The sequence below is a fragment of the Clostridium vitabionis genome (assembly GCF_015351765.1).
In the GTDB taxonomy this organism is placed as follows: Bacteria; Bacillota; Clostridia; order Lachnospirales; family Lachnospiraceae; genus Clostridium_R; species Clostridium_R vitabionis.
Window position 1 is genome coordinate 1,074,544 of sequence record NZ_JADKQA010000001.1, and the last position, 26,026, is coordinate 1,100,569.

The following is a 26,026-nucleotide window of genomic DNA, read 5'->3' on the forward strand; positions in this document are numbered from 1 at the left end:
GCCAAAATTTGCGATATTTCTTGTGTATTCTGCCTATATTATTTCAGTCTATAGCTAATTTTCCTGGGGATAATAACGGTAAATATAAATATTCTCTAAAGTAACTAAAGTTCACGGAAATTTATTTCTTCCTCTCCGCAGAAATTTATTGGCAATATCCCCCAATGCACGGAGCCTGGACATTAACCCGAAAATTCCCACCCTCCGCCGCCGGGCGCACCCAAAAAGCGGCGGGGAGCTCTCCTCCCCGCCGCAGGCATCCGGATCCCCCTGTCCCGTGAGGCTTCGCCTCTCCGGGTGTGGGAATTCCCGTTATGCGATTTACTCTGCCTTGCCGACAATCTCGTCCGCGACAAATACCCCGCTCGCGGAGGCGTGGGACAGGGAATGCGTCACCCCGCTCCCGTCGCCGATGACATAGAGCCCGGGATAGCGGGTCTCCAGCCGCTCGTTCAGGTCGACCGACATGTTATAGAACTTGACCTCCACGCCGTAGAGAAGCGTGTCGTCGTTGGCCGTGCCCGGCGCGATCCTGTCGAGCGCGTAGATCATCTCGATGATCCCGTCGAGAATCCTCTTCGGAAGCACGAGGGACAGGTCTCCCGGGGTCGCGCTCAGCGTCGGGTGCACCGTGCACTCCTGAATCCGCTTCACGGTACTCCTCCGCCCGCGCTCGAGGTCGCCGAAGCGCTGAAGGATCACCCCGCCGCCGAGCATATTGGAGAGCCGCGCGATGCTCTCGCCGTAGCTGTTGGAATCGTTGAACGGCTCCGAGAAATGCTTGGAGACGAGGAGCGCGAAGTTCGTATTGTCGGTCTTTCTCGACTCATCCTCGAAGCTGTGCCCGTTCACCGTGATGATCCCGTTCGTGTTCTCGTTGACCACGATGCCTCTGGGGTTCATGCAGAACGTGCGGATATTGTCCTCGAATTTCTTCGTCCGGTAGACAATCTTGCTCTCGTAGAGCTCGTCCGTGATGGAGGAAAAGATTTCCGCCGGAAGCTCCACCCGGACGCCGAGATCCACCCGGTTTGACTTCGTCGCGATGTCAAGATCGCGGCAGACAGTCTGCATCCATTTGCTCCCGCTTCTGCCGACGGAGATAATGCACTTCTCCGCGTCTGCGTATCCGCCCTCGTACTCCGCCCGGTAGCCATTTTCCAGCTTCTCCAGGTGATGGACGCGGGTGTCAAAGCGGAACTCCACTTTATCCTTCAGCTCGTTGTAGAGATTCTGGAGGACAACGTAGTTGATGTCGGTGCCCAGGTGGCGGACCTGGGCGTTCAGCAGCATCAGCTGGTTCTGCATGCAGATTTTCTTGAGCTTCGTGCCCGCGGTGGAATAAATCTTCGTCCCCTCGCCGCCGTGGCTCATGTTGATCTCGTCTACATAGTGCATCAGGTCGAGCGCTTTCTCCCTGCCGATATACTCGTAGAGCGTGCCGCCGAAATCGTTCGTGATATTATATTTGCCGTCCGAGTAAGCGCCGGCACCGCCAAAGCCGGTCATGATCGAGCAGACCGGGCAGTTGATGCAGGATTTCACCTTCACTCCGTCGATCGGGCAGCGGCGCTTCTCCAGCGAATGGCCGGTCTCAAAGACGATGACCTTGAGCTCCGGCTGCAGCTTCATCAGCTCGTAGGCGGCATAAATGCCGCCCGGGCCAGCGCCGATAATTAAAACATCATACATGGACAAACCTCCCTTGCGTGATCCTTATTGATTTTTTCCTGTATACAGCTGGTAGTATCTTCCCTTCTTCCGCAGGAGCTCCTCGTGGTTTCCCTGCTCGACGATCCTGCCCTGCTCGAGGACAATGATCCGGTCCGCGTTGCGGATCGTGGAGAGCCGGTGGGCAATCACAAAGGTCGTCCGCCCCTTCATCAGGCGGTCCATGCCGCCCTGGACAATCTTCTCGGTGCGGGTATCGATCGAGCTCGTCGCCTCGTCCAGGATAAGCGCCGGCGGGTTGCTGATCGCCGCCCGCGCGATGGCGAGGAGCTGGCGCTGCCCCTGGGAGAGATTCGCGCCGTCCCCCCGGAGCATGGTGTCATACCCCTTGGGGAGACGACGGATAAAGCCGTCCGCATTGGCCAGCTTCGCCGCCGCGACAACCTCGTCATCCGTGGCATCCAGGCGGCCGTACCGGATATTCTCCCGCACCGTCCCGGAGAACAGGTGCGTGTCCTGGAGAACCATCCCCCAGGACCGTCGGAGGTCAGCCTTCCTGATCTTATTGATATTGATGCCGTCGTAGCGGATCTTGCCGTCCTGGATGTCGTAAAACCGGTTGATCAGGTTCGTGATGGTCGTCTTGCCCGCACCGGTGGAGCCGACGAGGGCAATCTTCTGCCCCGGCTCGGCGCGGAGGACGATGTTGTGGAGCACGATCACATCGTCAGTATACCCGAAATCGACATCATTGAACTCCACATCGCCCTGCTGGGGCCGGTATTCCGTCGTCCCGCTGTCCTTGTGGAAATGCTTCCACGCCCAGCGGCCGGTCCGCTCCCCGGCCTCCTCCAGCGTGCCGTCCGGCTTCTCCCGGCAGTTGACCAGGGTCACATAGCCGTCGTCAGCCTCCGGCTCCTGGTCGAGGAGCTTGAAGATCCTGTCCGCGCCTGCGAGCGCCATGATGATGGCGTTGAGCTGCATGCTGACCTGGTTGATAGGCATGCCGAAATTCTTATTGAAGGTCAGGAAGCTCGCCAGGCCGCCGACCGTGAATCCCGCCCACTGATTGAGCGCGAGAATGCCGCCGACCAGGGCGCAGAGCACGTAGCTGGCATTTCCCAGCTGGGCGTTGATCGGGCCGAGAATATTGGAATACGCATTCGCCGTGTAAGCGCTGCGATAGAGCTCCTCATTCAACCGGTCAAAGCTCTCGATGGCGGCCGCCTCATGATTGAAGACCTTCACCACTTTCTCCCCGGCCATCATCTCCTCGATGAAGCCGTTGAGCTTCCCCAGATTGCCCTGCTGGGCAACGAAATTTTTTCCGGAAATCTTCGCCGCCCGCCCCGAGGCGAACAGCATGAGCCCGACGACGCCGACCGTGATCAGGGTCAGGGGAATGTTCAGCACAAGCATCATCAGGAAAATGCTCACCACCGTGATGCCGCTCGAAAAGAGCTGCGGCAGGGACTGGCTGATCATCTGCCTGAGCGTGTCGATGTCGTTGGTATAGATCGACATGATATCCCCGTTGGCGTGGGTATCGAAATACCGGATCGGAAGCTTCTCCATGTGGGCAAAGAGGTCATTTCTCAGGCGGCGCATCGTGCCCTGGGCGACGAAGACCATGGTCCGCGCCTGCACGTAGGCCGCGAGGATGCCGACCAGGTAAAACGCCGCTACCCGGAGCACCGCCCGAAGGAGCGGGCCGTAATCCGGATCCGCCTGCCCGGTCATCGGGGTAATATAGGTATCGATCAGGGTTTTCGTGAACATCGTCCCCTGCACATTGGCGATCACGCTGATCAAAATGCAGGCGGCAACAACAAGCAGGGAGAACCGGTAATACTGAAGAACATACTTCATCAGCCGCTGGAAGATCTTCCCGGCATTGTCCACCTTCTGGTGCGGAAGCCCCCGCCGCGGCCCATGGCCGCGGACGACTCTTGCTTTTTCTTCTGCCATAGTCCTCCCGCTCACTCCTTTCGGTCAAAATCCGCGTCGCTCCCGGCACCGGTCTGGGACTCATAGATCTCCCGGTAGATCGCGTTCGTCCGGAGCATTTCCTCATGCGTGCCGAAGCCGCTGATCGTGCCGTCCTCCATGACGATGATCCGGTCACAGTCCTGCACGCTCGAAATCCGCTGCGCGATGATGATCCGGGTGGTGTCCGGGATCTCCTCCGCGAAGGCCTTCCGGATCTTCGCGTCGGTGGCGGTGTCCACAGCGCTGGTCGAATCGTCGAGAATCAGGATTTTCGGCTTCTTGAGCAGTGCGCGGGCGATGCAGAGGCGCTGCCGCTGACCGCCGGAGACGTTCGCGCCTCCCTGCTCGATCCAGGTGTTGTAGCCCTCGGGCATCTTGTCGATGAATTCGTCCGCGCAGGCGAGACGGCAGGCTCTCCTGCACTCCTCGTCCGTGGCCTTCGGATCACCCCAGCGGAGATTATCGTAGATGGTCCCGGAGAACAGGGTGTTCTTCTGGAGGACGACCGACACCTGGTCTCTCAGCACCTCAAGATCGTAATTGCGGACGTCAATCCCGCCGACCAGCACTTCTCCCGCCGTCACGTCATAGAGACGGCTGATCAGGCTGACCAGGGAGGATTTTGCCGACCCGGTCGCGCCGATGATGCCTACGCTCTCGCCGGATCTGATGCTGAGGTTAATCTCCCGGAGAACCGGCTTCCCGGCGCCTCGGTCATAGGCAAAATCCACCTGCCGGAACTCGACGCTCCCGTCGGGCACCCGCATCACCGGATTTTCCGGATTCCGGATCTCGCTCTTCTCCTCGATGACCTCGGCAATCCGCTTCGCGCTCGCCTCAGACAGGGTGATCATGACGAACACCATCGCGAGCATCATGAGGCTCATCAGGATGTTCATACAGTAGGCCAGAAGGCTCATCAGCTCGCCGGTGGTCAGTGTCCTCGAGATGATCATATGGGCACCGGCCCAGCTGATCAGCAGGATGCAGCCGTAGACCGCGGCGTTCATGGCCGGGTTCACCAGGGCGAGCCGGAGCTCCGCCCGGCAGAACAGCCGGTAAATATTGAGGCTGGCCTTCTGGAATTTCCCGATCTCGTAATCCTCCCGGACATACGATTTCACCACGCGGACCGCAGTGACATTTTCCTCAACCGAGGCATTCAGCTCATCGTATTTTTCAAAGACCTGGTGAAAATACCGGTTGGTCGTGCCCATCATGAAGATCATGAAACAGCCGAGGAGGAGCACCGCGATCAGATAAATTGAAGCGATCCGCGGACTGATGACCGTTGCCATAATCATCGCGATGACCATCGACATCGGGCCGCGTACTGCCATCCGCAGGATCATCATGTAGGCGTTCTGGATATTGGTGACATCGGTAGTCAGCCGCGTCACCAGGCTGGAGGGGGAAAAATGGTCAATATTGGAAAAAGAGAAAGTCTGAATATTGTCAAACATGGCTTTCCGGAGATTTTTCGCAAAGCCGGCGGAAGCCTTTGCGCCGAAAAATCCGCCCATGATGCCGAAAAAGAGCCCGAGAAGGGCAATGGCAAGCATTTTTAAGCCGGTGGAGACGATATAAGAAAAATTGCCGCCGTAGATGCCCTCATCCACGATTCTCCCCATCAGCACCGGGATCAGCATCTCACAGAAAACCTCTCCGACCATCGAGACCGGAGTCAGGAGCGAGGGGAGCTTGAACTCCCTGATCTGCCGTGTTAATGTTTTGATCATAACATATCCTATTCACAGAAGGAGCGCCGCCACTGCGGGCGGCGCTCAGCGAAAGCTGTCATACGTTCAGGAATCAGTAATTGTTCTGCTTTCTCTCAAAGTATGCCTTCGGGTGATTGCAGGCAGGACAGCGCTCCGGCGCTTCCTTGCCAACATAGATGTATCCGCAGTTGCGGCAAACCCATACGGTATCCTCACCGGACTTGAAGACCACATCCTTCTCGATGTTCTCCAGGAGCTTGCGGTATCTCTCCTCATGGGACTTCTCCACCTCGGCAATCCGGCGCATCGTCGCCGCGATGTCCGTGAAGCCTTCCTCCTCGGCAACCTTGGCGAACTCCGGATACATGCTGGTCCACTCGTAGTTCTCTCCCGCAGCGCCATCCTTCAGGTTCTCGAGCGTCTTCGGAACTGCCCCGCCGTGCAGGGCCTTGAACCAGAGCTTCGCGTGCTCTTTTTCATTATTGGCTGTCTCCTCGAAGAAAGCGGCAATCTGCTCGTAGCCGTCCTTTTTCGCCTGGCTGGCATAGAACGTATACTTATTTCTCGCCTCGCTCTCACCGGCAAATGCGGCAAGGAGGTTTTTCTCCGTCTTACTACCTTTAAGTTCCATCATCCACCTCCAAAAAATTGATTTTTATGCTTCTTATATCTTATCAAACGGAATTTTTTTTGTAAAATGAAACTTTTGTGAACTTCTCCTCCGAAAAAGCCCTGTTCAACCAATTGATTCTGTGTTAGAGTTATCGATGGTTTTGTTGATAAGAGTTGGAGGTTATTGTCAACTACCCACGACCTAAAGGTCATGGGCTTGTAACTGCCTAGTCGTACTAACGACTTGCGTCTCCGACCTTTCACCCCAATAGATATTGCTATCTAAAGTGGCGCTACATCATGGGGTGGTTGACAGCACCCCTTACGGCAAAGCTTGCTCTGCCGTAACTACGATTTCGTAGTTACTGTCTGTACCAGGTACTAAAGCTTCCCTTGCAGTACAAACATGTTAAACCTTAGTATATTTTACATAATGCTAGGATTTCACATTAAAACCTCATATATACTTTTCAATGGACAAAGAGTGCCTCGTTCTGAGCCGGAACTAACGGTTTTCTCTTGTAAAGGTGGCTCAGTGTCAATTATACCACATCCAGGCTCCTCCCACTACCTGAAGGTAGCGGGTTTCCGCCTATGGTAAACGAAAGGATTTAATTTATGAAACGATGGAACCAGCTTTGGCATCTCTTCTTCGTCTTCTGCCAGATCGGCGTCACCACCTTCGGCGGCGGCTATGCCATGCTCCCGATCCTGCAGCGGGAGATTGTGGAAAAACGGCACTGGGCAACCGAAGATGAACTGATGGATTATTATGCCATCGGGCAGTGCACGCCGGGCGTGATCGCCGTCAACACAGCGACCTTTATCGGCTACCGGCTCTGCGGCACGATTGGCGGCGTCATCGCCACCTTCGGCGTGGTCTTCCCTTCCATTGCTATTATCACGCTGATCACGATTTTCCTGACGAATTTCGCCTCGCTGCCCGTAGTTGCCCATGCCTTCAACGGGATCCGCGCCTGTGTGACCGTCCTGATCTTTGATTCGGTCATCAAGCTGGGCAGGAAATCTGTCAAGGATCACATCTGCCTGATCATCTTCCTCGCCGTGCTCGGGTTCTCCCTGTTCACCAATATTTCCACGGTTCTCCTGATCATCCTCGCCGGTGTGGCGGGACTTCTGGTCTGCCCGGATTTTCGGAGGAAGCCGGCAGCGGCGGCAGGCGCAGGCGCGGAAAAAGAACAAGATAAGGAGAAAAAATCATGAGCGCAGTTCTTCTGGATCTCCGGCTATTCTTTGCGTTTTTCCGGACCGGCCTTTTCGCGGTCGGCGGCGGCCTCGCCACGCTCCCCTTCCTCCAGGAGATGAGCGTGAGGACAGGCTGGTTCACCACGAAGGATATCGCCGATATGGTCGCCGTGTCGGAATCCACGCCCGGACCGATGGGCGTCAATATGGCGACCTTTGTCGGTTATAAAACAGCGGGGCTGGAAGGAGGATTCGTCTCCACATTCGGCCTTGTCGCACCGTCAATCATCGTCATCCTGATCATCGCCAGGATTCTCACAAAGTTCAAGGAATCCCAGGGTGTGCAGAAGGTCTTCTACGGCCTCCGCCCGGCTTCCACCGCCCTGATCCTCGCGGCGGGAATCGGCGTGGCCAAGATCGCGCTCTTAAACACCGGGCTGTTTGAGAAGACGGGAAATCTTCTCTCACTCTTCCAGTGGAAGCTGATCCTCCTCGCGGCCGTCGTGTGGATCTGCTACAAAAAGTGGAACTTCCACCCGATCGTCTTCATCGCCGCCTCCGCCGCTGCCGGCATCCTGTTCTCCCTGTAAGCCGGTTCAGCGTCCGGATTCCTTCCGGCAGCGCAGCGCGCATCTCTTTTCCCCGCCTGCCGTACAGGTGATGAGCGTCAGGGGAAATGACCCGTCCGTGGCCTTTCCGACCTCCTCCGGCTTCAGGATCTCGGCCGCCGCAAGCTCATAAAAGAACATATTCCCGTCCGCATCGGTGAACCGGATTTCGGTTCCCTCGGGCATCCTCTTTACCGCTCCCATCTGGGAGCGGTAATTGTGTCCGCAGATCACCATATCCTCCCGATAGGCGGTTCCGGAATAAAGGCAGGGGTGGCGCCTTAAGGCGTCCTCCGACGTCTCTGCCCCGACAGGGAGCTTCATCCCGAGCGCCGGAATCTCCAGCACACCAACACAGGGATCTCCATCCACCTCGACCACGGGAAGGGAAATCTCCGGCTCCAGGACATAATCCGGAACCGCATTTTCCCGGCGCGCAGCGCGGCGGGCTGCCCTCAGCTCTTCGCTCCGGGAGCGGATGCTCTTCTCCGCCTTGACCGCCTCCCGAAAAGCGGCATGTCCCGCCGCGCGGCTCTCCCGGAGATTTCCCACAACGCCCGCGCCCGCGAGCAGGAAGAAGAACAGGCCGAAAACCGCGCACAGGGCGACCCGCCGCCATGGCTGTCCGGTCTGCGGGAGCCTCTCCCCAGCGCCGGAAGTTTTCCACGCCCTGCGGGAAATTCTCTTCCTAGCAAGCTCGGATGGCAGCCTTCCCCGGTAATTGGTCAGAAAAAACGTGGTGCCATCCCTGACCGAAACAACCGAATATCCCGCCGGAACCTCCTCGGCAATCCGGTAATCGGCGAGAGGATCCATATTCTTCCAGGTGTAGGTCCATCCATTTTCCCGGGTGAGTTCCGCCACATCATAGATCTCCCCGTCTTTCAGGAGATCCGCCCGGATGCGTGCAGGCCTGTCCGCCTCGCTTCCCCCATCTTTCCAGATCTTCCGCACGGTCAGGCTGATATCGATCAGCCCAACCGTGACCGGCGGTTTTTCTTCCGCCGGCGGCACAGGAACCGGCGGGTTTCCCCCGCCGGAATGGGAGCCCGGAGGAATCTCCCGCACCGAATATTTGATCTCGATTTCCTTTGCCCCGCCACCAACCGCCTCACCGGAAAAAAGCGTCACAAGAACCGGTTCCGGGGTATAGATCTTCTGGCCGCTTGCCACCTGGCCGCCCAGAACCAGGTAAAGGCCCGCGGGCAGAAAATCGACCCGCAGTTTCCCCCGGATGTCCGATTTTCCCTGCGCTCTCGGGGCGATATGGTCTCTCCGCACATAAGCAGTGTACGTTTCAGCCGCGGCGCGCAGCTCCTCCGTCCCGAGGTTTCCCAGATAGACCGGATACGGCTCAAACCCGTCCGCGGGCAAGAAATGGCCGCTCCGGTACTCGGCGACGCGATAAAAGGAATACGACATTTCCGCGGGAGCCCCGTGAATACTCGCCGCGCAGGTATTTTCCTCCTGTCCTCCCCCTGCCGCATAGGCGATCATTTCCGTCGGCGCGACCACCCCGAGCAGAATCAGGGCAATTCCTGTCAATACACGCATCCAGAATCCTTTCCGCCGAAGCGGGTATCCGGCCCTCATCTCAACCTCCTCCTTCCCTCTCCGGAATCTCCCGGACACCCCGCACGAGAAGCCGCTCCGTATTCACGCCGTATGGCGTACAGGTCAGCAGCGTACAGTAATCCTGATCCGGGAAAATGTCCACCGGCTCCTGGTCATCCGGCTCCACGACCAGGATCTGGTCCACCCGGTAAACCAGGGTTCTTCCCAGGATATCCAGGAAAAATTCATCCCCGTAAGCCAGCTGGTCAAGATCGGTAAACAGCCGGGCGGAGGGCAGCCCCCGGTGACCTGCCAGCACCGTGTGTACAGATCGCCCGCCGACCGGCAGGGAGGATCCGGCAAGATGTCCGGCACCCACCTGCAGGACGCCCTCATCCGTCCCGTGATAGATCACTTCCCGACAGTGGATCGCCGGAATCGTGATCTGGCCCATGATTCCCGTGTCGTCCGGCGCAAGGAGGCGGCGGTACTCCGCCGTCTTCTCCTCCGTCATGAGGAACCGCGCCGGATCCTCCAGAAGCTGGCGGTTATATTCCTCGGCCTCCCGCCACATCGCTTCAATCTGCTCCGTGGGCATGCCGCCGACCTCCCGGCTGTAAGCCCCGTACATCCGCCCGTTGAATCTCCGGTTCTGAAGGTCTGCCAGTGCAGGATAGAGCAGGAGGCTCACGCCCAGGACACCAAAGAACAGCACGAGGCCCGGAAGCATCCATCGTTTCTTCCTTCCGTCACGGCGGAAGATGCCAGCCTCCGCGTTCATGAACGCTTATGCCGGTTAGCGGCCGCTAGGCCGATGGCAGCCGCAAGGCTCGACACGCCGAGAATCGTCAGCAGGACCGTTCCCCTCCCGCCGGCGCCCGGATAGTTCACGTGGGGCGCATTTTCCACAACGGTCTTCACTACACCGTTCTCCGCGCCCTGCGCGTCACCGCTGCCGATCCGGAAGGTCCAGGCTGCCGGTGTGCTGAACGTGGGATCATCCTCAGTCTTTGGGAGCGCACAATCCACATACACGGTGATCGGTTTACTCAGCCCCTGGTAGCCATCCGGAGCTTTCGTCTCCGTCAGCTGGTAGCCATTTGCCCCGCTCGACCCGATGCCGTCGAACCGGACGATGCCGTCCTCCCCGACCGCTGCCGTCACATCCACATTTTCCTTCTTCTGCTGGATCTCCGTCTTCTCCGTGGCACGGTAGCGCTCCTTGGTGCTCGCATACGCCTCCGACTTGCCCGCTTCCGGCGCAGTCTGCGTGTACGCGCCGGATTTGAGCTTATAGTAGGTGCCCCGGTCATCCCGGGTAAATGTCTTTGTCACAACCTTCACCTGGTTCACGCTCTCCCCGGTCAGCCGGAACTCGGCGCCGGCAAGCGGATCCCCGGTCACGGTGTCCATCTTCATCACCTGGAGTGCCCCCGTGTAGGTCACGACCTTGTCGAGCGGCGTACTCCCCTTCGGCACATGTCCCTCGCCAGATTCCGCAGGATTGTTGGAATACATCAGCTTTGCCTCGTTCGGGTTGCCTGTGCCGCCAATCACAGCATCGGTGTTGAGCAACGCCGAATAGGTCACACGGATCGGCGTCTCCGCCTCGGGATCATAAGCATAATGTCCGAGGAGATCGAGCCGGACGCTGATCGATGTCGCCCTGTCCGCATTTTCGCTGCTGGATACATGGACGCAGCCTGGATCCGCTTCCTTTCCCCCGATCATGACCTTCACATCATTCTGGAAGGTCAGGCCCGCGGACAGCGTGTCCCGGATCTCATAACTATAGGTATCATAGCCTTCCATATCCGGTACCCGGGATTTCAGAAGATACTGCACAGAATCGCCGATCGACGCCTCGCTGGTATCCTTCTCCTCGCTGCCCTCCAGGATCTTCTTTTCCAGGCTCGGGGCATCTGCCTTGACTTTGATCGTCTTTGTGTCTGCCTTCCAGCAGATATAGCTGGTCGCGGCGTCTCCTTCTGCGATCGGGCTGTCCTCGGTGATTCTGTCCCGGATCAGGTAGAATCCCGGCTCATCCACCCGGATGGTATAGAGATTGGAGCCTTCCTTGTGCTCGGATACGGCAAAAGGCGCTTCGCCATTGAGTGCCGATGCCGCAATCCCGGCAAAAATTTTCAGCTTCTTTTCCGGCTGGTGTGTCTTGTTGTCATAGAGATACAGGGCGACCGTGTAGGCGGTTTTTCCGTCCTTCACCCGGTCAAGCCCCCAGTAAAATCCCCGGCTGTCATTTTCCAGATCCGCGACAATGGCGTCGCCGTCCACATTTCTGCCCCATTCTGCGTTGATCACATAGTAAAATGTCTCAAATCCGATCCGCTCATCCTTGAAAATCTGATAGGCCTCGTACGTATGCCCAGGTTTTGAATTTTCAATCGTCAGCGTGGCTTCTTTAAAGAAATGCAGGCTTTCCCAGGTATCATCCCTGTCGTTATTTCCCGTATTGCCGGCAAAAGCAGCCGTACCCGCTGCCGCAGTAAAGAACAGCGCCGCTGCCGCAGCGGCAAACAACTTCCTAATTCTCATGCACACCTCCTCATCCGTGTTACTCCCCTGCCCATATCCGGAGCAGCAGTGCCGCAAGGATCAGCGACAGGACACCGCTGGCGGTAAGACGCGCAGTCCCCTCGCCGCCCGACTCCGGATAAAAGATCTTGTTTCTCATATCACTCCGGAAAATGACCGGCGCCGATGCCGGGCGGGCAGCACGGAGAACCGACCTCTGCCCCGGGCGGAGTTCTGACCTGCTCGCAAGGTCCGCCCCACTCGCAAGGTCCGCCCCGCTCGCAAGGTCCGCCCCGCTCGCAAGGTCCGCCCCGCTCAAAAGATCCGCCCCGCTCAAAAGATCATTTTCCAGCGGGATTCCCTGATCCTTTAGTGCCCGGAAATCAGTCTTCGCCGGCCTCTCCCGCGCTATCCCCGGGTCTCCTTCCACCGGCGCCCCGTGCGCATCCCGGCCATCACCTTCCGCCGGTGCCTCCACGGCTGCCTGGGCGGAAAGCAGGCTGCCCGCACAGCCGGAACCAGACAGCACCGTGCCCCGCACGCCCCCGATACCGAGGAACAGGACCAGGCAGGCGATCCCCGCCAATTTTCTGTTTCGCCGGGCTTCTGATTTCCCAGCCATCACACCACCTCCCGGATGCCGTCTCCGGAGACGGCGTTCCCCTGTGCGCGGATCCGCAAAAAAGCGCAGAATTTCCCCAGGTTCTGCCCCTGGCAGCTGTCAGTATAATGGACTCTGTCCGCGAACTGCGGATGAAAGATCCGGCGGTGAACATTCTGCCGCCGATTTCAGAAAGAAAGAATTGTGAAGCCGTTTCACAGCTACAGTATAAGCGGGCAGTTCTCCATCGTCAATGAAAAACCGCCCGCTTCGCCATTTTTATCAGAATTATCCAGTTTTTCCGGTATTTTCATCTGAAAATATCCGGTATTTTCGTTCAACTTTTGTGCCTGGTCAGCGCACAGAATTTATACCTGGTGTTTCTTCTTTTCCAGATAATCGTTAAGTTCGGAATTTTTGATATCTGTGATAAACATGTGGCCGGGCGCATGCGTGATCACAATCGGCGGCTTCGCATTTTCCACCGCCGCCTGCGGGGTCACCCCGCAGGGCCAGAAGACGCAGACCTCGCCCGGATAAATATCGACCGGGTCGCCGTAATCCGGCTTCATCGGATCCGCTATGCCGATCTCCCGGGGATCGCCGATATGGATCGGCGCGCCGTGGACATTCGGCATCTTCTCTGTGATCTCATACGCCTTCTTCGCATTTTCCGGAGTCATCGGCCGCATCGAGCAGACCATTGGCCCGCAGAACGGCCCCGCCTTCTGCGTCATGATATTGGTCTTGAACATCGGAACATTCCTGCCCTGCGCGATGTGGCGGACCTCAATGCCAGCGCGGATCAGCGCCTCCTCAAAGGAAAATGAGCAGCCGATCAGGAAGCCGACATAGCCGTCCTTCCACCAGGCGGAGGCATCCGTCACCTCTTTCGTGAATATGCCGTTTTCATAGATCCGGTAACGCGGGATATCGGTGCAGATATTTGCGCCCTCGCCCATATCATGGGTGACCGGGCTTCCCTTCACAATCTCCAGCACCGGACACGGAAAGGGATTGAGTCTGGTATACTCCTCAAAATCTGCCGCATAGTCCGGCGGGAGAATGACCAGATTCGCCTGAGCATAGCCGGCACACATCCCGGAAGTTGGAAAATCAATTTTCCCCTCGCGGATCAGCGCCCGGACTTCGGCAGGCGACTTGTGAATATACGGGGTAATATCAAATGCCATAATAAACCTCCTCAGACCGTGCGCCGTAAAAGGCTCAGCGACTTTCTCTCGGCAATCAGGGCTTCCTCAGCCTCAGCCACCGATACTTTCCGGAAGCAGACGGCGTCCCCGGCCTTCAGCTGCCCGAGAATTCGGAAATCCGCCGTGATGACCGTGGCGATTTTGGTGTAGCCACCAGTGGTCTGCCTATCTGCCAGCATGATGATCGGCAGGCCCGAGGAAGGCACCTGGATCGCGCCGAAGGCAATCCCATCGGAGATGATATCGCCGCCGTCCTTGTGCTCGATCACCTGCCCGTCCAGACGGCAGCCCATGCGGTCGAACTCCGGGGTCACCTTGTAGTGCCCGGTGAGAAATGTTGAAATCCCGGCATCGGTGAACATGTCGTCCTGCGGCCCCATGATAACGCGGAGGACATACTCGCTGCGCGGAGTGAATTCCGGTGCCATGGCGCGGAGCTCAGGATTGCTGAGTTCTGCCCTCGGGCTGCGCAGCCCGATCACATCGCCCTTCTCCAGCTTGCGCCCCTTAAAGCCGCCGATCTTTGCTTTCATGTTGGTGGAGCGGCTTCCCATAACCACCGGAATATCCAGCCCGCCGGCAAAGGCAATATAGGCGCGGCAGCCGGACTTAGGTCCGGTAAACCGGAGCGTCTGCCCCGCGCTGACCTTCACCGCGGCATAATTCGGAATCGGCTTTCCGTCCAGCGTCGGGCCGAGATCGCCGCCGGTGACCGCGATATACTCATCCTCATCAAACTTAAGCTGCGGCCCCATCATCGTGCACTCAAGCACCGCCTCATTTTCCGGATTGTCCACCAGGATGTTCGCGATCGCCGCCGAGCGGGGATCCATCTCCCCGGAGGCGGAGACGCCGAATGCCTGGTAGCCGAAGCGCCCGCGGTCCTGCACCGTAGTCAGGATGCCGGGGCTATTGACCGTAATTGCCATTATTCATCCCTCCTTCGGATAGGTCTTGCAGACGTAGGTTCCCTCAGCCTCCGCCGCGCTGATCCGGTCATATTCCGCCCGGTCAATCGCGCGGAAACGGATGTACTGCCCGGCTTCGGGGAGAATCGGCTTCTTCCGGCCGGGATCATACATCCGGACCGGGGTTCTCCCGATCAGCTGCCATCCGCCGGGAGAATCGATCGGGTAAACTCCGGTCTGTTTCCCGGCAATCCCCACCGAGCCCGCGGGGATCTTCACCCGCGGCGTTTTCAGCCGCGGCGTCTCGATCTTCGGGTTAAGGCCGCCGAGGTAGGTAAATCCCGGGGTGAACCCGAGCATATAGATCAGGTATTCGGGTGCCGTGTGCAGCCGGATGACCTCCTCCGGGGAAATCCCGGCGTGCTCCGCGACAAAGGGGAGGTCCGGACCCATTTCCCCGCCGTAGAGAACCGGAATCTCCAGGACACTGCTCGGCGGAATGACCACCGTATCCAGGCGGCCGGCGAGGATCCTGAGCCGCTTCTCGATCTCCCGGTGCGTGATCACGCCCGGATCATAGTGAACCATGATGGAGCGGTAGGTGGGCACCGTCTCCACGATGCCGGGAATCTTGCTCTCCCCGACCAGAATATTGAACGCACGGATCTTCGCGTTGATCTCAGTGCTGATCTCATTGCCGAACTCAACACAGACCGACGTATCCCCCGTGTTCAAAAAACGAACTTCTGCCATCGTACTCTTTCCTTTCCGTCAGCTGAACAGCTTCGCCAGATTCGGGAGCGCGCGGACCGCCAGGTAAGCGGCGAAAACCACGACTACCCAGCCGAGAACCTGGAGCCATACCGGATGCTTGTAATCCTCGCCGACCACCGACTTCTTCCTGCAGGCAAGCAGGATGCATGCGAGGGAAATCGGCAGGATGAGACCGTTAACCGCTCCCGCGAGGATAACCATCTTCTTCGCCCCGCCGAGGATCACCATGACGAGCGTGGAGAAAGCGATAAAGGCGACGATGAACCATTTCTCATTTTCCGCGATGAACGGGTTCAGGGTCTTCAGGAAGGATACGGAGGTGTACGCCGCACCGATGACGCTGGTAACACCTGCCGCAAACAGGGCAAGGCCGAAGAGCTTATAGCCGATATTGCCCGCGGCAAGACGGAAGGCCTCCGCCGCCGGATTTGCCGCGCCCGTGATTGCCTCAACATTCGCCGCCACGACCTGCGCGCCGCTGGTGCAGACGCCGAGGACGCAGAGGAACAGCAGGATGCGGACGATCCCGGAAACACAACATCCGGTCAATACCGACTTGCGGAAATGGGAGACATCGTCCTTCCCGCCGTAGCCGGCATCCAGAAGGCGGTGGGCACCGGAGAAGGTGATGTAGCCGCCGCAGGAGCCGCCGAGCAGGGTCAGCATCGGGCCGACCAGGGAACCGGGATTTTCCGGCTTAAAGATATGGACAACCGCATCGCCGACCGGCGGCTTTGAGGAGAAGGCGACAAACAGCATGACCAGGATGATGATCGCGCCCATCACCTGAGCAAATTTGTCGACGACGCTCTTTCCGCCCTTGGAGAGGAAAATGCAGATCGCCAGAATCCCGCCCAAGGCAGCGCCGATCTTCTCCGGCATGCCGAACATGGCGTTAAATCCGAGGGCAACGCCGCCGACATTCCCGATATTAAAGGCCAGGCCGCCGAGAACGACCAGGACGGTCAGAAAAACGCCGAGGCCGGGAACCACGCGGTTCGCGATCTCCTGCCCGCGAAGGCCGGAGACGCCGATGACCGACCAGATATTGGACTGCGCCACGATATCCATGATGATGACGCAGACGATAACAAAGGCGAAAGAAGCCAGGTACTTCGCGGTAAACTGCGAGGTCTGGGTCAGGAACCCGGGGCCGATGGCGGATGTCGCCATCAGGAATGCCGCGCCGAGCAGTACGGATGTACTGCGCTCACTGGTTTTTTCACTGCTCATAAAAGATCCTCCTTTTTCTTCCCCAACATATTCCCCTGCTGCCTAACCGGTTCAGACGATCTCCGCGATCGGCGCGATCTGGACGCCGTCTGCCTCAAGCGCTGCCCGGATATTTTTCACAAATTCCACCGCGGAAGGGTTATCACCGTGAACGCAGATGGAATCTGCCTTGAGCGGCACCTCCTCGCCGGTGATCGCGGTCACTTTTCCCTCCTTCACCATGCGGACCGTCCGGCGGATCGCCTCGTCCTTGTCGTGCAGGACCGCACCGGGCTGGCTTCTCGGAACCAGGGATCCGTCCGCCTGATAGGCGCGGTCCGCGAACACCTCGCTGGCTGTCCGGAGGCCGACCTTCTCCGCCTCAGAAATCAGGCAGCTGTTCGCGAGGCCGAGCAGGATGATGTCCCTGTCCACCTCGTAGATTCCCTCAGCGATCGCGCGGGCGAGCTCCGGATCCTTTGCCGCGGTGTTATACATGGCTCCGTGAGGCTTCACATGCTGGAGGCTGATGCCATTTGCCTCGCAGAAGGCCATCAGCGCGCCAACCTGATACTGGATATACGCCTTGACTTCCTTCGGCGTGGCGGCCATCTTCCGGCGCCCGAAGCCCATGAGGTCCGGATAGCCCGGATGCGCGCCGACGGCAACGCCTGCCGCCTTCGCCGCCTTCACGGTCTTGTCCATCACCAGCGGGTCGCCGGCGTGATACCCGCAGGCCACATTGGCAGAGGAAATGTGGGCAATCACCTCGCTGTCCAGCCCGATGGTGTAATTGCCGAAGCTCTCCCCCAGGTCACTGTTCAGGTCAACTTTGTACATAGATGTTTCCTCCTTTATATAAAAATCATAATTTTCATTGACAATTCAATATAAAGCAACATCTATGCCAATTCAGCCAGGGGCTTAGCCACTCCCGGCGGCCGGAGCAAAGAGGGAGCCCCATGCGGAAATCTTCCCGGAAAATCCGCGGTTTCCGCTCCCCCGGCATCTTCCCCGCGGTGTGGAGAAATGCCGGCTGCGCCCTTCTCCCGGATGCAGAAAACCGCCGGGATGTGCATTTTCGCACACCCGGCGGTTCAATTCCGCTCACCTGGATTCTGGACGGCCTCATTATTTTTTGTTTTGTCCTGTCATTTCCGACATACTGTCCATCCTGCGCTTCAGGGTGAACCTGGTACAGCCGAGCAGCTGGGACGCCTTGGAGAGATTTCCGTCCGCGAGCGAAAGCGCACGGTCAATGTACGCCTTCTCCACCTTCTCCAGCTCCCCCCGGAGGTTGATCGGGCCATCGGCAAGATCCTTTAGGCGATACTCGTCGGGATTTTCTTCCTCCTTCTCCCCGGGAACCATGCCGGGCGCCATCATGAGGCCCGTCTCCTTCCCGGTGAGGACGTCCCCCGTGCAGAACAGCACGGTTCTCTCCATCACATTCCGGAGCTCACGGACATTGCCCTTCCAAGAATACTTCATCAGCCTGTCCATGAACTCTGGAGAAATTTCTTTCACCGATTTCTGAAATTTCCTGTTGAAATGCTCACGGTAGAAATCGCAGAGCACCGGGATGTCCTCCCTGCGCTCCCGGAGCGGCGGAATGCGGATCTGCATGATATTCAGCCGGTAGAACAGGTCTTCCCGGAAATTGCCCTTTCGGACCTCCTCCTCGAGGTTCCGGTTGGTTGCCGCCGCAATCCGCACATTGACCTCGATATCCCGGAGCCCGCCGACCCGCTTGAAGCTGCGGTCCTCGAGAAATGTCAGAAGCTTCGCCTGCATCGCGAGCGGCAGCTCCCCGACCTCGTCGAGAAAGAGCGTGCCGCCGTTCGCGAGCTCCATCAGCCCCTTCTTGCTCTTCACCGCGCCGGTAAATGCCCCCTTCTCATATCCGAAAAGCTCAGATTCGATCAGGTTCTCGGGAATCGCCCCGCAGTTGATCTTGACCAGCGGCATATTGGCCCGGGAACTCTGGTTGTGGATGGTATTGACCACCACCTCCTTGCCGGTGCCGGTCTCCCCGCAGATCAGGATATCCACGTTGTCGTTCTTCGCGAGAACCGCGATATTGTCCCGGATCTGCTGCATCGCGGGGCTGATGCCGAGAAGCTTCCTCGGGCGCAGCTTCATCGCCTCCAGGGAGCGGGTGCTCGCCTGCTGCTCCATCCCCCGCCGGATCATGAGGTCGATCTCCTCGAGATCAAACGGCTTCTGCACATAGTTGCTGACGCCGAGCTTCATCGCCTCCACCGCGTTCTGGATGGAACCGTACGCGGTCATCATGATGATCATGACATCCTCGTCAATCCGGCGGAATTCCGCGATGTGCCGGATGCCGCTGTCCTCCCCGAGGCGGTTATCCAGGAGAATCACGTGCGGGCGGAACGTCTCCATGAGATCCAGACCTTCCCGGATGTCCGCCGCGGTCTTCACCTGGTATCCCCGGTCACTCAGGCCGCTCTCCAGCGACATGCGGATCAGAAGCTCATCATCAATCACCAGAAGCTTATAAACCATGGTTCTCCCTTTCTCCTCCTGCGGGGGCAAATGCGCCTGCGGGCGTTTCTTCCCCCTCTGTCTCGGTTCCGGCAAAAGTGAGTGTCCAGCAGGTTCCCTCGCCTTCCGCCGATTCTCCCCGGATCACTCCGCCGTTCCGTCCGGTCAGCTGCCGGACGATGCGGAGGCCGAAACCGCTGCCCTCCCCGTTCATCACCTTCCGGAGCTTCTCCTCGCTCATCCCGATGCCGCTGTCCGCGACGGAAAACTGGATTTTCCCCTGATCCTTTTTCCCCGAAATCCGGAGGACGCCGCCGGACGGCATCGCCTTGATCGCGTTGTTGATCAGGTTGATAAAGATCTGCCGGATGTCCCGCTCGTCTGCGAAGACGCAGAGGCTGCCTTCCATCCCGATATCCAGGCGGATTCCCTTGTTCTCTGCGATTTTCCCGTAAAGCAGCGCAATCTCCTCAAGCAGCTGGTTCAGGCTGACGACGGTCTTCTCCGACTCCCGTTTTCTCGCAAGATCCACCAGGTTCTCGATGAGCAGGGTAACGCGGTCAACCTCACGGATCATCTCGGCGCAGAGCATCTGGTCCCTCGTTCCGGAAATGTGCGGCTGGATCACCTGAAGGCCGACGCGGATGCCGGCGAGGGGATTTTTCGCCTCGTGGGCGACATTGGCGGCGAGTCGGCCGGTATAGGCAAGCTTCTCATCCCGCGCGGATTTTTCCTCCATCCGCTTCTTGTAGGTCACATCATCGATCGTGTAGAGCATGCCGCCGTTGCCGTCCCGAAGCTGCCAGCTGCCGAACTCCAGGTCTCTCTCCTTCCCGGCGCCATCCAAGAGGACCGCCGGTGCCGGGAGGATCTCCTCCGTCCGGATCCGCTCCCTCACCAGGTCGGACAGCGTGCGGCCGTTCCGGTCATGCTCGGACACATTTTCCAGCATGGCGGCAGCGCGCGCATTCCGGAAAATGATCTCCTTCTCCGCATTGCATGCGATCACGCCGATCGGCAGGTTTTCCACGATGCTCTCATTGAGCGCCTTGGTCCAGTTCAGCTCATCCGTGTACTTCCTGAGGCTGACCATCATCATCTCGAAGGCGGAGGCGAGCTGGCCCACCTCATCTGCCCGCCCGGTATACTCCGCGAGCTCCGGGAACGCCGCCGCGGAGAGATCCGGGCGTTTCCCGACACGGGTGCAGATTTCCGACAGCTCCCGGATCGGCGTGGAAATGTTGTAGGCGACAAGAACCGCGGTCTGCACGATGACGATCATCATGGCGACCCCGGCGAGCAGAAGATACCTCTGCGAATAGATTGTGACGACCAGCTGCTCCCGGTCAAGCTGCCGGTAATGGCTCCAGTACATCACCACAAAGAGCGCGGCAAGGCACAGTACCCCGATGACCGAAAAAGGCACCAGGATCTTGTTCTCGATCGTAAAAAGCCTGCGGATACGTTCTTTCGGCCTCATTCCACGCACCTCCTCTCACGGGATCCGGCAAGAAGCGCGGCCGTGGAGACCAGAAATCCCGGAAATGCCGGGTGGACCTGGATCATGCCGCGGGCATAGAGCGGATAAAAAACAGCCGCGGAGAGAAGGCCGGCGATAAGGCACCAGGCGGCGCCCCGCGCATTGCCCTTCCCGAGGGCGGCCCGCAGATAGAGCGGGGGAACCGCAAGGATGCTGATCATGCCCCAGACACCGCCCCCGTAGGCCAGAATGGAGGCGGGCGGGTTCAGGGTGAGCAGCATGGCCGCAAGCCCTCCCGCGATGACGCTGCACCGCGCGAGTTCCACGATCCGCTTCCCGGGAATCGGCTTTTTCGCGAGTGCCCCAAAGATGTCCCAGGAAAATGAGGAGGCGATGATCAGCAGCTGGGAGTTCGCCGTGGACACGCAGGCCCCGATCACGGCAAAGAAAAACAGCGCGCTCCAGCGGCTGTACAGTTCATGATTGATCAGCCGGATAAAGATGCCGTCTGTCGTGACATCCACCGGGAGGGACGGGACGAGGACACGCATGGCGAGGCCGATGTGCACGAGGCAGAAATAGACGACGGCGAGAAGGCCGAGCGAGACCCCGAGCGTTTTCCGGGCTGTCCGCTCATCCCGCGCGCTCATCAGGCGCACCAGATACTGGGGATTTGCGGCGACGCCGAGCCCCCATCCCCAGAACATGGTGAGAATGACCGCAGGCGTACTGCGGCCGGAAAAAAGGCGGAGCATCTGCCCTCTCCCCGTGGCGAGGGCTCCCGGATGGGCAATTCCCTGGATTGCTGCCGCCTTCCGGTAAAGTTCCCCGAAGCCTCCCGCCCTCCCGGTAAAATACGCGCAGATGCCAATCAGGCTGATCATCAGAAGCCCCAGGTTCATCATATCCGTCCGGAGCACAGATCGGTAGCCGCCCAGGGTAGTATACAGGATGAACAGGCCGACCAGCAGGACGGCGACCGGGTAAGGGATTTCAAAGAGCTCTGAGGCAATCATCCCGAAGCCCTTATACTGCGTGACCAGGTAGAACACATAGATGCCGATAAAGACTGCCCCGTAGGCAGCCTGCAGATACCGGCTGTGAAAAAGCCGGCCGAAAATCTCCGGCGCGGTGATCGCCCCGGAATTGTATACCAGATGAACCAGAAACCCCAGAAGGAATCCGCCGAGGAACCACGGGATCACCGACGTCAGCAGGGCGGAGATCCCCTGCTCATAGACGCTCCCGGTGAAGCTCAGGATCGTGATCGCCGAGACCCAGGTGCCGGTAAATGTCGCCGCGCAGAACGGCAGGCTGACCGTCCTCCTGCAGATAAAGTAATCCTCCGGGGTGTTCACCCCGTGAAGGCTGCTCTTGCCGATGATCAGCAGGACCACCGAATAGAGGCAGAAGCAGCCGAGATACAGTGCCGTTTTCCCCATTTTCCCCTCCGCTCAGGACAGAACCACCATCAAGAACGGGATGGTGAGAAAAATCCCCAGCGTGGACAGGATCGTGCCCGCCGCCGCGTATTGCTCATCAGCCCCGTAATTGCCCGCCATGATGGTCACCTGGGAGACCACCGGGAGCGCCGACTCCACGATAAAGACATTCCTCGTGAGGCCGGTGACGCCCACCAGGGCGCAGAGCAGGGCACAGGTCGCGGGTGCGAGGAGCAGGCGGATCACCAGCATTGCCGGGATGCCCTTCCGGAAGCGGATATTCCTGAGGCCGACCTCATAGACCACGAATCCGCTGTAGATCAGGGCGAGCGGTGTCACGCACCCGCTCAGGTATTTCGCAAAGCTCATAAAAAAGGCCGGCGGCCGGACACCGGCGATCAGGCAGAAATACGCGGCGAGAATCGCCAGGATCGGCGGCTTGGTGAAGATATCCTTCAGAAGGCGCGGCAGGGAAAACCCCGTGTCCGCCGGCAGATTTCCCGCATGCTCGACGAGCAGCAGGGCGACAGACTGGGTAAATACCGTGCTCGCCATATAGTAGACCATGACATCCGGCACGCATTCCTGCCCGAAGAGCTCGGTGGAAAGCGGAAGCCCGATGAACAGGGTATTGGAGATAAACGCCATCGCCACAAAGACACCGGCCTGATTTCGCGGAAGCCTAAGGAGCTTAGCCGCTGCCTCACTGATGAGCAGGGAGATCAGGATGGTGCACACCGGAACGAGCAGGTACTGCGCGACCCGGGGAAGGTCATCGTGGGACAGGTTATTCAGGATGCCGGTTATGCAGTTCATGGGAACCGCGATATTGATGACAAAGCGGCTGAGAAATTTCTTCTCATGCCCGGTGAGCCATCCCCCTTTGCCCAGGGCAAATCCGACTGCCATCAGGCAGAAAATCATAAAAACCGCGGAAACAGCATGAAAAAACACTCCGATCATAACACCCCTCCTGAAAATCTCCGGCATGGATTGAACAGCTGCTGACACGTTTCTCATTTTCGCACAAACCGTGCGGCAGAACAAGGGAAGATTCGGATTTTCCCGGTGTATTTCCCCTGCCGGTATGGTACAATGAAGTTAATTCGCAGCTGCTGTTCGCCGATTTTTTCCGGTGAATCCCCATGCGGGGAATGTTCGCAGGATCGCTTGAAAGCGTCCTCCCTGCGGACATTCCCCGCATGTGCTGGACAGCCGCAATTTTTGGGAAAGAACCCCAGGGGGGAATGTATGAGACGTCGAATTTTCAGCAATGTGATCCTGGCACTGATCCTTCTTATCCGCATTTTCTTCTTCATCTCCTGCAAGGGGAAAATGGATGCCATGTTCGAGGTGGGGGACGGCCTTCCGTCCTACGTCGTCCTCGCGGTCAACGCCGTTGAGTGGCTGCCGGTAGCCACTGCCGCGCTGCCGATCCTTGCCAATGTCCTGCCCGTCCCGGCAGATATCGTCCTCAATGATTTTACGATCCTGCTCTGTGTCATCACTTTCCTGATTGAATTCTTTCTCCGGACATTCGGCAGCTGGATCGGCGGCCCCTCCGGGTCAGAGCTCCCCTTCCTGGATATCCTTGTCGCCGGGATCTGCCTCTACGCCATCCTCTGCAGCAGGCGCATCCGAAATACCGGAGATTTCTACTGAACCTGCCTGTGCTGAACAGTTACAGGCAATGCGCAAGAACCCCACACCCCGCAAAGCGCCGCTTCGCAGGATGTGGGGTTCTCCCATTTACCGCAATGATCAAAATGTGGACAGGCGGAATGATTTTTCCGCATACCGGACCAGCCCTATCTCCGGAAATGTTCTACAGGTCTTCCTTCATGATGTCGTGCCCTCTCGAAGCCCTTGCAACCACGCCGTTCAGCGCAAGCACCGCGATCAGGTTCGGGATCACCATGAGCCCGTTGAAGAGGTCAGAGAGATTCCACACAAGGTCAACCTTCAGCAGGGAGCCCACCAGGATGCAGACGACAACAATCAGGGAAAATGGCTTCACCGCGCCATTTCCCAGGAGGGAGCGCACATTCGCCTGCGCAAAGAAGTACCAGCCGATGATCGTCGAGAAGGCAAAGAACAGCAGGCAGATCGCGACGAAAATACTGCCGAAGCCGCCGAAAGCACCGGAAAATGCAGCCTGCGCAACCGGAGTTCCGGACACGCCGCTCTCGATCATCCCGTCAAGAAGCCCGGAGGACAGGATGACAAGGGCCGTCATCGTCAGGACGATGAACGTGTCGATGAAGACACCGATCATTGCTGTCTCGCCCTGATCCTGCGGCTTGTCGACAATCGCGAGGGCATGCGCGTGAGGCGTGGAGCCCATGCCGGCTTCGTTGGAAAACAGACCGCGGGCAACACCGTACCGCATGGCCTCACGGACAGAGATGCCGGCGACAGCGCCGCCGAGTGCCTTCGGGTCAAACGCGCCGATGAAAATCGAGGCGACCGCTGCCGGCAGATGACGATAATTGATGATGAGAACAATCAGACCGCCGACAATATACAGCAGCGCCATGAACGGAACCACCTTCTCCGTGAACGAAGCAATCCTGCCGATGCCGCCGACAAAAATGAAGGCAGCGACAGCCGCACAGAAAATCCCAACAATCAGCTTCGGCGTGCCGAACGCCGTGTAGAAGGCGTCACTGATCGAATTGGACTGCACCATGTTGCCCATGCACCCCAGCGCCAGGATGATCGCGATAGAGAAGAAAACGCCGAGGAATTTTCCAAAAGCGCCGTGAAAGGCCGCATGAATATAGTACACCGGACCGCCGGTGATCTGGCCGTTTTTATCACGCACGCGGGTTCTCTGGGCGAGAACCGCCTCGCCGTAGATGGTGGCCATGCCGAAGAAAGCGGCGAGCCACATCCAGAAGATCGCGCCCGGACCGCCGGAGACCAGCGCCGTCGCGCACCCGGCGATATTGCCGGTTCCGACCTGGGCCGCGATCGCCGTCGCGAGAGCCTGGAAGGAGCTCATGCCGTCCTTTCCCGCCTTGGCACCGTTCAGCGAAAAGCCGCCGAAGACCCGCTTCCAGGCCGGCTTAAACCGCCGGATCTGGATGAATCCGGTGCGGACAGTAAAAAAGATGCCTGTTCCTACCAGCAGGTAAAGAAGCAGGCTGCTCCAGACAAAATTGTCCACAGCAACCACAAGATTGTTCAGCTTGTCCATACACATTCCCCTTTTTCTTTCGTCGATAAATTGCCCGCAGCTGTTCAGAAACCGCGCTGCAGCCCTGGCCCGGAAAACAGAAAAAGCCGCGTCCCCTCCGGACACGGCTCTGCATTCATTTTCCGAAAACCGCGGATTGCGGTCTTCGCCCAAAACCACACTCTGTCCTTTTGCCTGAGAGATTCGGCACACCATTCGGCATGTGTCCTTGCACCTTCGGCACCCTTCCGGGATTCTCCAGAGCCACTCCGTTTTTAGTCTCTGCCAGAACCACTGGCACCTGAGAGTTTCACTCCTTCGGTAGAGCAGGCATCCTTGCGCAGAACGCAAATCCCCGCAGTTTTTCCTAAAAACTTCCACGTCGCTTCCTATTCAGTTCAAAATTCATCATAGCAAAGCAGCCTGCCGCTGTCAATGAAAAATGGCACATTTCGCCCCGGATGCCGCACAGCGGAGTTCCGCCTCAGCCGCCATCCCCTTGTCACATCTGGTGCCGTACCACAGCATACTCGTCCCCGTTCCGGTAGAACGGGCATCTCGGGCGGGGCATCTCCATCAGGCGGGCATAATCGTCCTCATCCATGTCAACACTGCAGAAATATCCGTCTTCGTCTTCATCATAGGCATAAAACGCACAACTGTCGCAATCATTCATGATGTCCACCTCATAAGCAAATTCGCATAGCTCGCACTAAACTCGCGCTTCGCCCGCTGGGCTCGCGCCCCGCTCCGCGGATAGCCACTCCACTAAACTCGGACTGCGCTTTCGCTTGTCCTCGTTAAGTGGCTGGTTAT

Annotated in this window: 22 protein-coding genes and 1 riboswitch; of the genes, 3 read left to right on the plus strand and 19 right to left on the minus strand. The window is 58.5% G+C overall.

Annotated elements, in window-relative coordinates; all coding sequences use genetic code 11:
• Positions 1–321 precede the first annotated feature (321 nt).
• From ISF27_RS04700 to rbr, 4 genes are all read right to left on the minus strand, one after another.
• A complete protein-coding gene (locus ISF27_RS04700) occupies positions 322–1,698 on the minus strand; it encodes an NAD(P)/FAD-dependent oxidoreductase (protein ID WP_407926048.1) in 1,377 nt (458 codons plus the stop codon).
• 18 nt (positions 1,699–1,716) lie between these two features.
• The gene (locus ISF27_RS04705; protein WP_194609532.1) at positions 1,717–3,639 is read right to left on the minus strand and encodes an ABC transporter ATP-binding protein; all 1,923 of its coding nucleotides are present in this window, start codon (positions 3,637–3,639) and stop codon (positions 1,717–1,719) included.
• 11 nt (positions 3,640–3,650) lie between these two features.
• A complete protein-coding gene (locus tag ISF27_RS04710) occupies positions 3,651–5,399 on the minus strand; it encodes an ABC transporter ATP-binding protein (RefSeq protein ID WP_194609534.1) in 1,749 nt (582 codons plus the stop codon).
• Between the two features lie 73 nt (positions 5,400–5,472).
• The gene (gene rbr, locus ISF27_RS04715) at positions 5,473–6,012 is read right to left on the minus strand and encodes a rubrerythrin (RefSeq protein WP_328701502.1); all 540 of its coding nucleotides are present in this window, start codon (positions 6,010–6,012) and stop codon (positions 5,473–5,475) included.
• Between the two features lie 599 nt (positions 6,013–6,611).
• Between rbr and ISF27_RS04720 the strand changes: the two genes are divergently transcribed.
• Together ISF27_RS04720 and ISF27_RS04725 are read left to right on the plus strand one after the other, a co-directional pair.
• Positions 6,612–7,217 (plus strand): chromate transporter, encoded by a 606-nt coding sequence (locus tag ISF27_RS04720; RefSeq protein ID WP_194609537.1) that lies wholly within the window; start codon positions 6,612–6,614, stop codon positions 7,215–7,217.
• Positions 7,214–7,789 (plus strand): chromate transporter, encoded by a 576-nt coding sequence (locus ISF27_RS04725; protein ID WP_194609539.1) that lies wholly within the window; start codon positions 7,214–7,216, stop codon positions 7,787–7,789. Before ISF27_RS04720 ends, ISF27_RS04725 begins: the two co-directional genes overlap by 4 nt.
• A 6-nt stretch (positions 7,790–7,795) precedes the next feature.
• On the opposite strand, the gene ISF27_RS04730 is transcribed toward ISF27_RS04725, so the two are convergent.
• The 13 genes from ISF27_RS04730 to ISF27_RS04790 all read right to left on the minus strand — a co-directional run bounded on the left by ISF27_RS04730 (position 7,796) and on the right by ISF27_RS04790 (position 22,995).
• The gene (locus ISF27_RS04730; RefSeq protein WP_194609541.1) at positions 7,796–9,361 is read right to left on the minus strand and encodes a sortase domain-containing protein; all 1,566 of its coding nucleotides are present in this window, start codon (positions 9,359–9,361) and stop codon (positions 7,796–7,798) included.
• Between the two features lie 40 nt (positions 9,362–9,401).
• Complete coding sequence (locus ISF27_RS04735; RefSeq protein ID WP_194609542.1) at positions 9,402–10,142, minus strand: class C sortase; 741 nt, start codon at positions 10,140–10,142, stop codon at positions 9,402–9,404.
• Complete coding sequence (locus ISF27_RS04740) at positions 10,139–11,914, minus strand: isopeptide-forming domain-containing fimbrial protein (RefSeq protein ID WP_194609543.1); 1,776 nt, start codon at positions 11,912–11,914, stop codon at positions 10,139–10,141. Before ISF27_RS04740 ends, ISF27_RS04735 begins: the two co-directional genes overlap by 4 nt.
• 19 nt (positions 11,915–11,933) lie before the next feature.
• Entirely contained in the window at positions 11,934–12,515 is a 582-nt protein-coding gene (locus tag ISF27_RS04745) for a hypothetical protein (RefSeq protein WP_194609544.1), read from the minus strand.
• Between the two features lie 347 nt (positions 12,516–12,862).
• Positions 12,863–13,687 (minus strand): putative hydro-lyase, encoded by an 825-nt coding sequence (locus ISF27_RS04750; protein ID WP_194609545.1) that lies wholly within the window; start codon positions 13,685–13,687, stop codon positions 12,863–12,865.
• Between the two features lie 11 nt (positions 13,688–13,698).
• Positions 13,699–14,637: a 5-oxoprolinase subunit C family protein gene (locus ISF27_RS04755; RefSeq protein WP_194609546.1), complete on the minus strand. Its 939-nt coding sequence runs from the start codon at positions 14,635–14,637 to the stop codon at positions 13,699–13,701.
• 3 nt (positions 14,638–14,640) lie between these two features.
• Complete coding sequence (pxpB, locus tag ISF27_RS04760) at positions 14,641–15,369, minus strand: 5-oxoprolinase subunit PxpB (RefSeq protein WP_194609547.1); 729 nt, start codon at positions 15,367–15,369, stop codon at positions 14,641–14,643.
• 18 nt (positions 15,370–15,387) lie between these two features.
• Positions 15,388–16,623: an NRAMP family divalent metal transporter gene (locus tag ISF27_RS04765; protein ID WP_194609548.1), complete on the minus strand. Its 1,236-nt coding sequence runs from the start codon at positions 16,621–16,623 to the stop codon at positions 15,388–15,390.
• A 51-nt stretch (positions 16,624–16,674) separates the two neighbouring features.
• Positions 16,675–17,442, minus strand: a complete 768-nt coding sequence (locus tag ISF27_RS04770) for a LamB/YcsF family protein (protein WP_194609550.1) — start codon at positions 17,440–17,442, stop codon at positions 16,675–16,677.
• Positions 17,443–17,733: 291 nt separating this feature from the next.
• Positions 17,734–19,131 carry a sigma-54-dependent transcriptional regulator gene (locus ISF27_RS04775; protein WP_194609552.1) on the minus strand — a complete coding sequence of 466 codons (1,398 nt, stop codon included), beginning with the start codon at positions 19,129–19,131 and terminating at the stop codon, positions 17,734–17,736.
• Complete coding sequence (locus ISF27_RS04780; RefSeq protein ID WP_194609554.1) at positions 19,121–20,590, minus strand: sensor histidine kinase; 1,470 nt, start codon at positions 20,588–20,590, stop codon at positions 19,121–19,123. Before ISF27_RS04780 ends, ISF27_RS04775 begins: the two co-directional genes overlap by 11 nt.
• The gene (locus tag ISF27_RS04785; protein ID WP_194609556.1) at positions 20,587–22,032 is read right to left on the minus strand and encodes a sodium:solute symporter family protein; all 1,446 of its coding nucleotides are present in this window, start codon (positions 22,030–22,032) and stop codon (positions 20,587–20,589) included. Before ISF27_RS04785 ends, ISF27_RS04780 begins: the two co-directional genes overlap by 4 nt.
• A gap of 12 nt (positions 22,033–22,044) precedes the next feature.
• Positions 22,045–22,995, minus strand: a complete 951-nt coding sequence (locus ISF27_RS04790; protein WP_194609558.1) for an AEC family transporter — start codon at positions 22,993–22,995, stop codon at positions 22,045–22,047.
• A gap of 288 nt (positions 22,996–23,283) precedes the next feature.
• Between ISF27_RS04790 and ISF27_RS04795 the strand changes: the two genes are divergently transcribed.
• Positions 23,284–23,694 carry a hypothetical protein gene (locus ISF27_RS04795; RefSeq protein WP_194609560.1) on the plus strand — a complete coding sequence of 137 codons (411 nt, stop codon included), beginning with the start codon at positions 23,284–23,286 and terminating at the stop codon, positions 23,692–23,694.
• 163 nt (positions 23,695–23,857) lie between these two features.
• On the opposite strand, the gene ISF27_RS04800 is transcribed toward ISF27_RS04795, so the two are convergent.
• Positions 23,858–25,231 (minus strand): alanine/glycine:cation symporter family protein, encoded by a 1,374-nt coding sequence (locus ISF27_RS04800; RefSeq protein ID WP_194609562.1) that lies wholly within the window; start codon positions 25,229–25,231, stop codon positions 23,858–23,860.
• Between the two features lie 152 nt (positions 25,232–25,383).
• Positions 25,384–25,482: riboswitch (glycine riboswitch) on the minus strand.
• Positions 25,483–25,712: 230 nt separating this feature from the next.
• Positions 25,713–25,886, minus strand: a complete 174-nt coding sequence (locus ISF27_RS04805) for a DUF6472 family protein (protein ID WP_194609564.1) — start codon at positions 25,884–25,886, stop codon at positions 25,713–25,715.
• Positions 25,887–26,026 lie beyond the last annotated feature (140 nt).

What these genes read in the sequence shown, in the direction of transcription:
- ISF27_RS04710 (WP_194609534.1), bottom strand. Translation starts at nt 5,399, where the DNA reads ATGATCAAAACATTAACACGGCAGATCAGGGAGTTCAAGCTCCCCTCG.
- ISF27_RS04765 (WP_194609548.1), bottom strand. Translation starts at nt 16,623, where the DNA reads ATGAGCAGTGAAAAAACCAGTGAGCGCAGTACATCCGTACTGCTCGGC.
- ISF27_RS04720 (WP_194609537.1), top strand. Translation starts at nt 6,612, where the DNA reads ATGAAACGATGGAACCAGCTTTGGCATCTCTTCTTCGTCTTCTGCCAG.
- ISF27_RS04740 (WP_194609543.1), bottom strand. Translation starts at nt 11,914, where the DNA reads ATGAGAATTAGGAAGTTGTTTGCCGCTGCGGCAGCGGCGCTGTTCTTT.
- ISF27_RS04750 (WP_194609545.1), bottom strand. Translation starts at nt 13,687, where the DNA reads ATGGCATTTGATATTACCCCGTATATTCACAAGTCGCCTGCCGAAGTC.
- ISF27_RS04770 (WP_194609550.1), bottom strand. Translation starts at nt 17,442, where the DNA reads ATGTACAAAGTTGACCTGAACAGTGACCTGGGGGAGAGCTTCGGCAAT.
- ISF27_RS04775 (WP_194609552.1), bottom strand. Translation starts at nt 19,131, where the DNA reads ATGGTTTATAAGCTTCTGGTGATTGATGATGAGCTTCTGATCCGCATG.
- pxpB (WP_194609547.1), bottom strand. Translation starts at nt 15,369, where the DNA reads ATGGCAGAAGTTCGTTTTTTGAACACGGGGGATACGTCGGTCTGTGTT.
- ISF27_RS04800 (WP_194609562.1), bottom strand. Translation starts at nt 25,231, where the DNA reads ATGGACAAGCTGAACAATCTTGTGGTTGCTGTGGACAATTTTGTCTGG.
- ISF27_RS04725 (WP_194609539.1), top strand. Translation starts at nt 7,214, where the DNA reads ATGAGCGCAGTTCTTCTGGATCTCCGGCTATTCTTTGCGTTTTTCCGG.
- ISF27_RS04790 (WP_194609558.1), bottom strand. Translation starts at nt 22,995, where the DNA reads ATGATCGGAGTGTTTTTTCATGCTGTTTCCGCGGTTTTTATGATTTTC.
- ISF27_RS04705 (WP_194609532.1), bottom strand. Translation starts at nt 3,639, where the DNA reads ATGGCAGAAGAAAAAGCAAGAGTCGTCCGCGGCCATGGGCCGCGGCGG.
- ISF27_RS04795 (WP_194609560.1), top strand. Translation starts at nt 23,284, where the DNA reads ATGAGACGTCGAATTTTCAGCAATGTGATCCTGGCACTGATCCTTCTT.
- ISF27_RS04780 (WP_194609554.1), bottom strand. Translation starts at nt 20,590, where the DNA reads ATGAGGCCGAAAGAACGTATCCGCAGGCTTTTTACGATCGAGAACAAG.
- ISF27_RS04730 (WP_194609541.1), bottom strand. Translation starts at nt 9,361, where the DNA reads ATGCGTGTATTGACAGGAATTGCCCTGATTCTGCTCGGGGTGGTCGCG.
- ISF27_RS04755 (WP_194609546.1), bottom strand. Translation starts at nt 14,637, where the DNA reads ATGGCAATTACGGTCAATAGCCCCGGCATCCTGACTACGGTGCAGGAC.
- rbr (WP_328701502.1), bottom strand. Translation starts at nt 6,012, where the DNA reads ATGGAACTTAAAGGTAGTAAGACGGAGAAAAACCTCCTTGCCGCATTT.
- ISF27_RS04735 (WP_194609542.1), bottom strand. Translation starts at nt 10,142, where the DNA reads ATGAACGCGGAGGCTGGCATCTTCCGCCGTGACGGAAGGAAGAAACGA.
- ISF27_RS04805 (WP_194609564.1), bottom strand. Translation starts at nt 25,886, where the DNA reads ATGAATGATTGCGACAGTTGTGCGTTTTATGCCTATGATGAAGACGAA.
- ISF27_RS04785 (WP_194609556.1), bottom strand. Translation starts at nt 22,032, where the DNA reads ATGGGGAAAACGGCACTGTATCTCGGCTGCTTCTGCCTCTATTCGGTG.
- ISF27_RS04745 (WP_194609544.1), bottom strand. Translation starts at nt 12,515, where the DNA reads ATGGCTGGGAAATCAGAAGCCCGGCGAAACAGAAAATTGGCGGGGATC.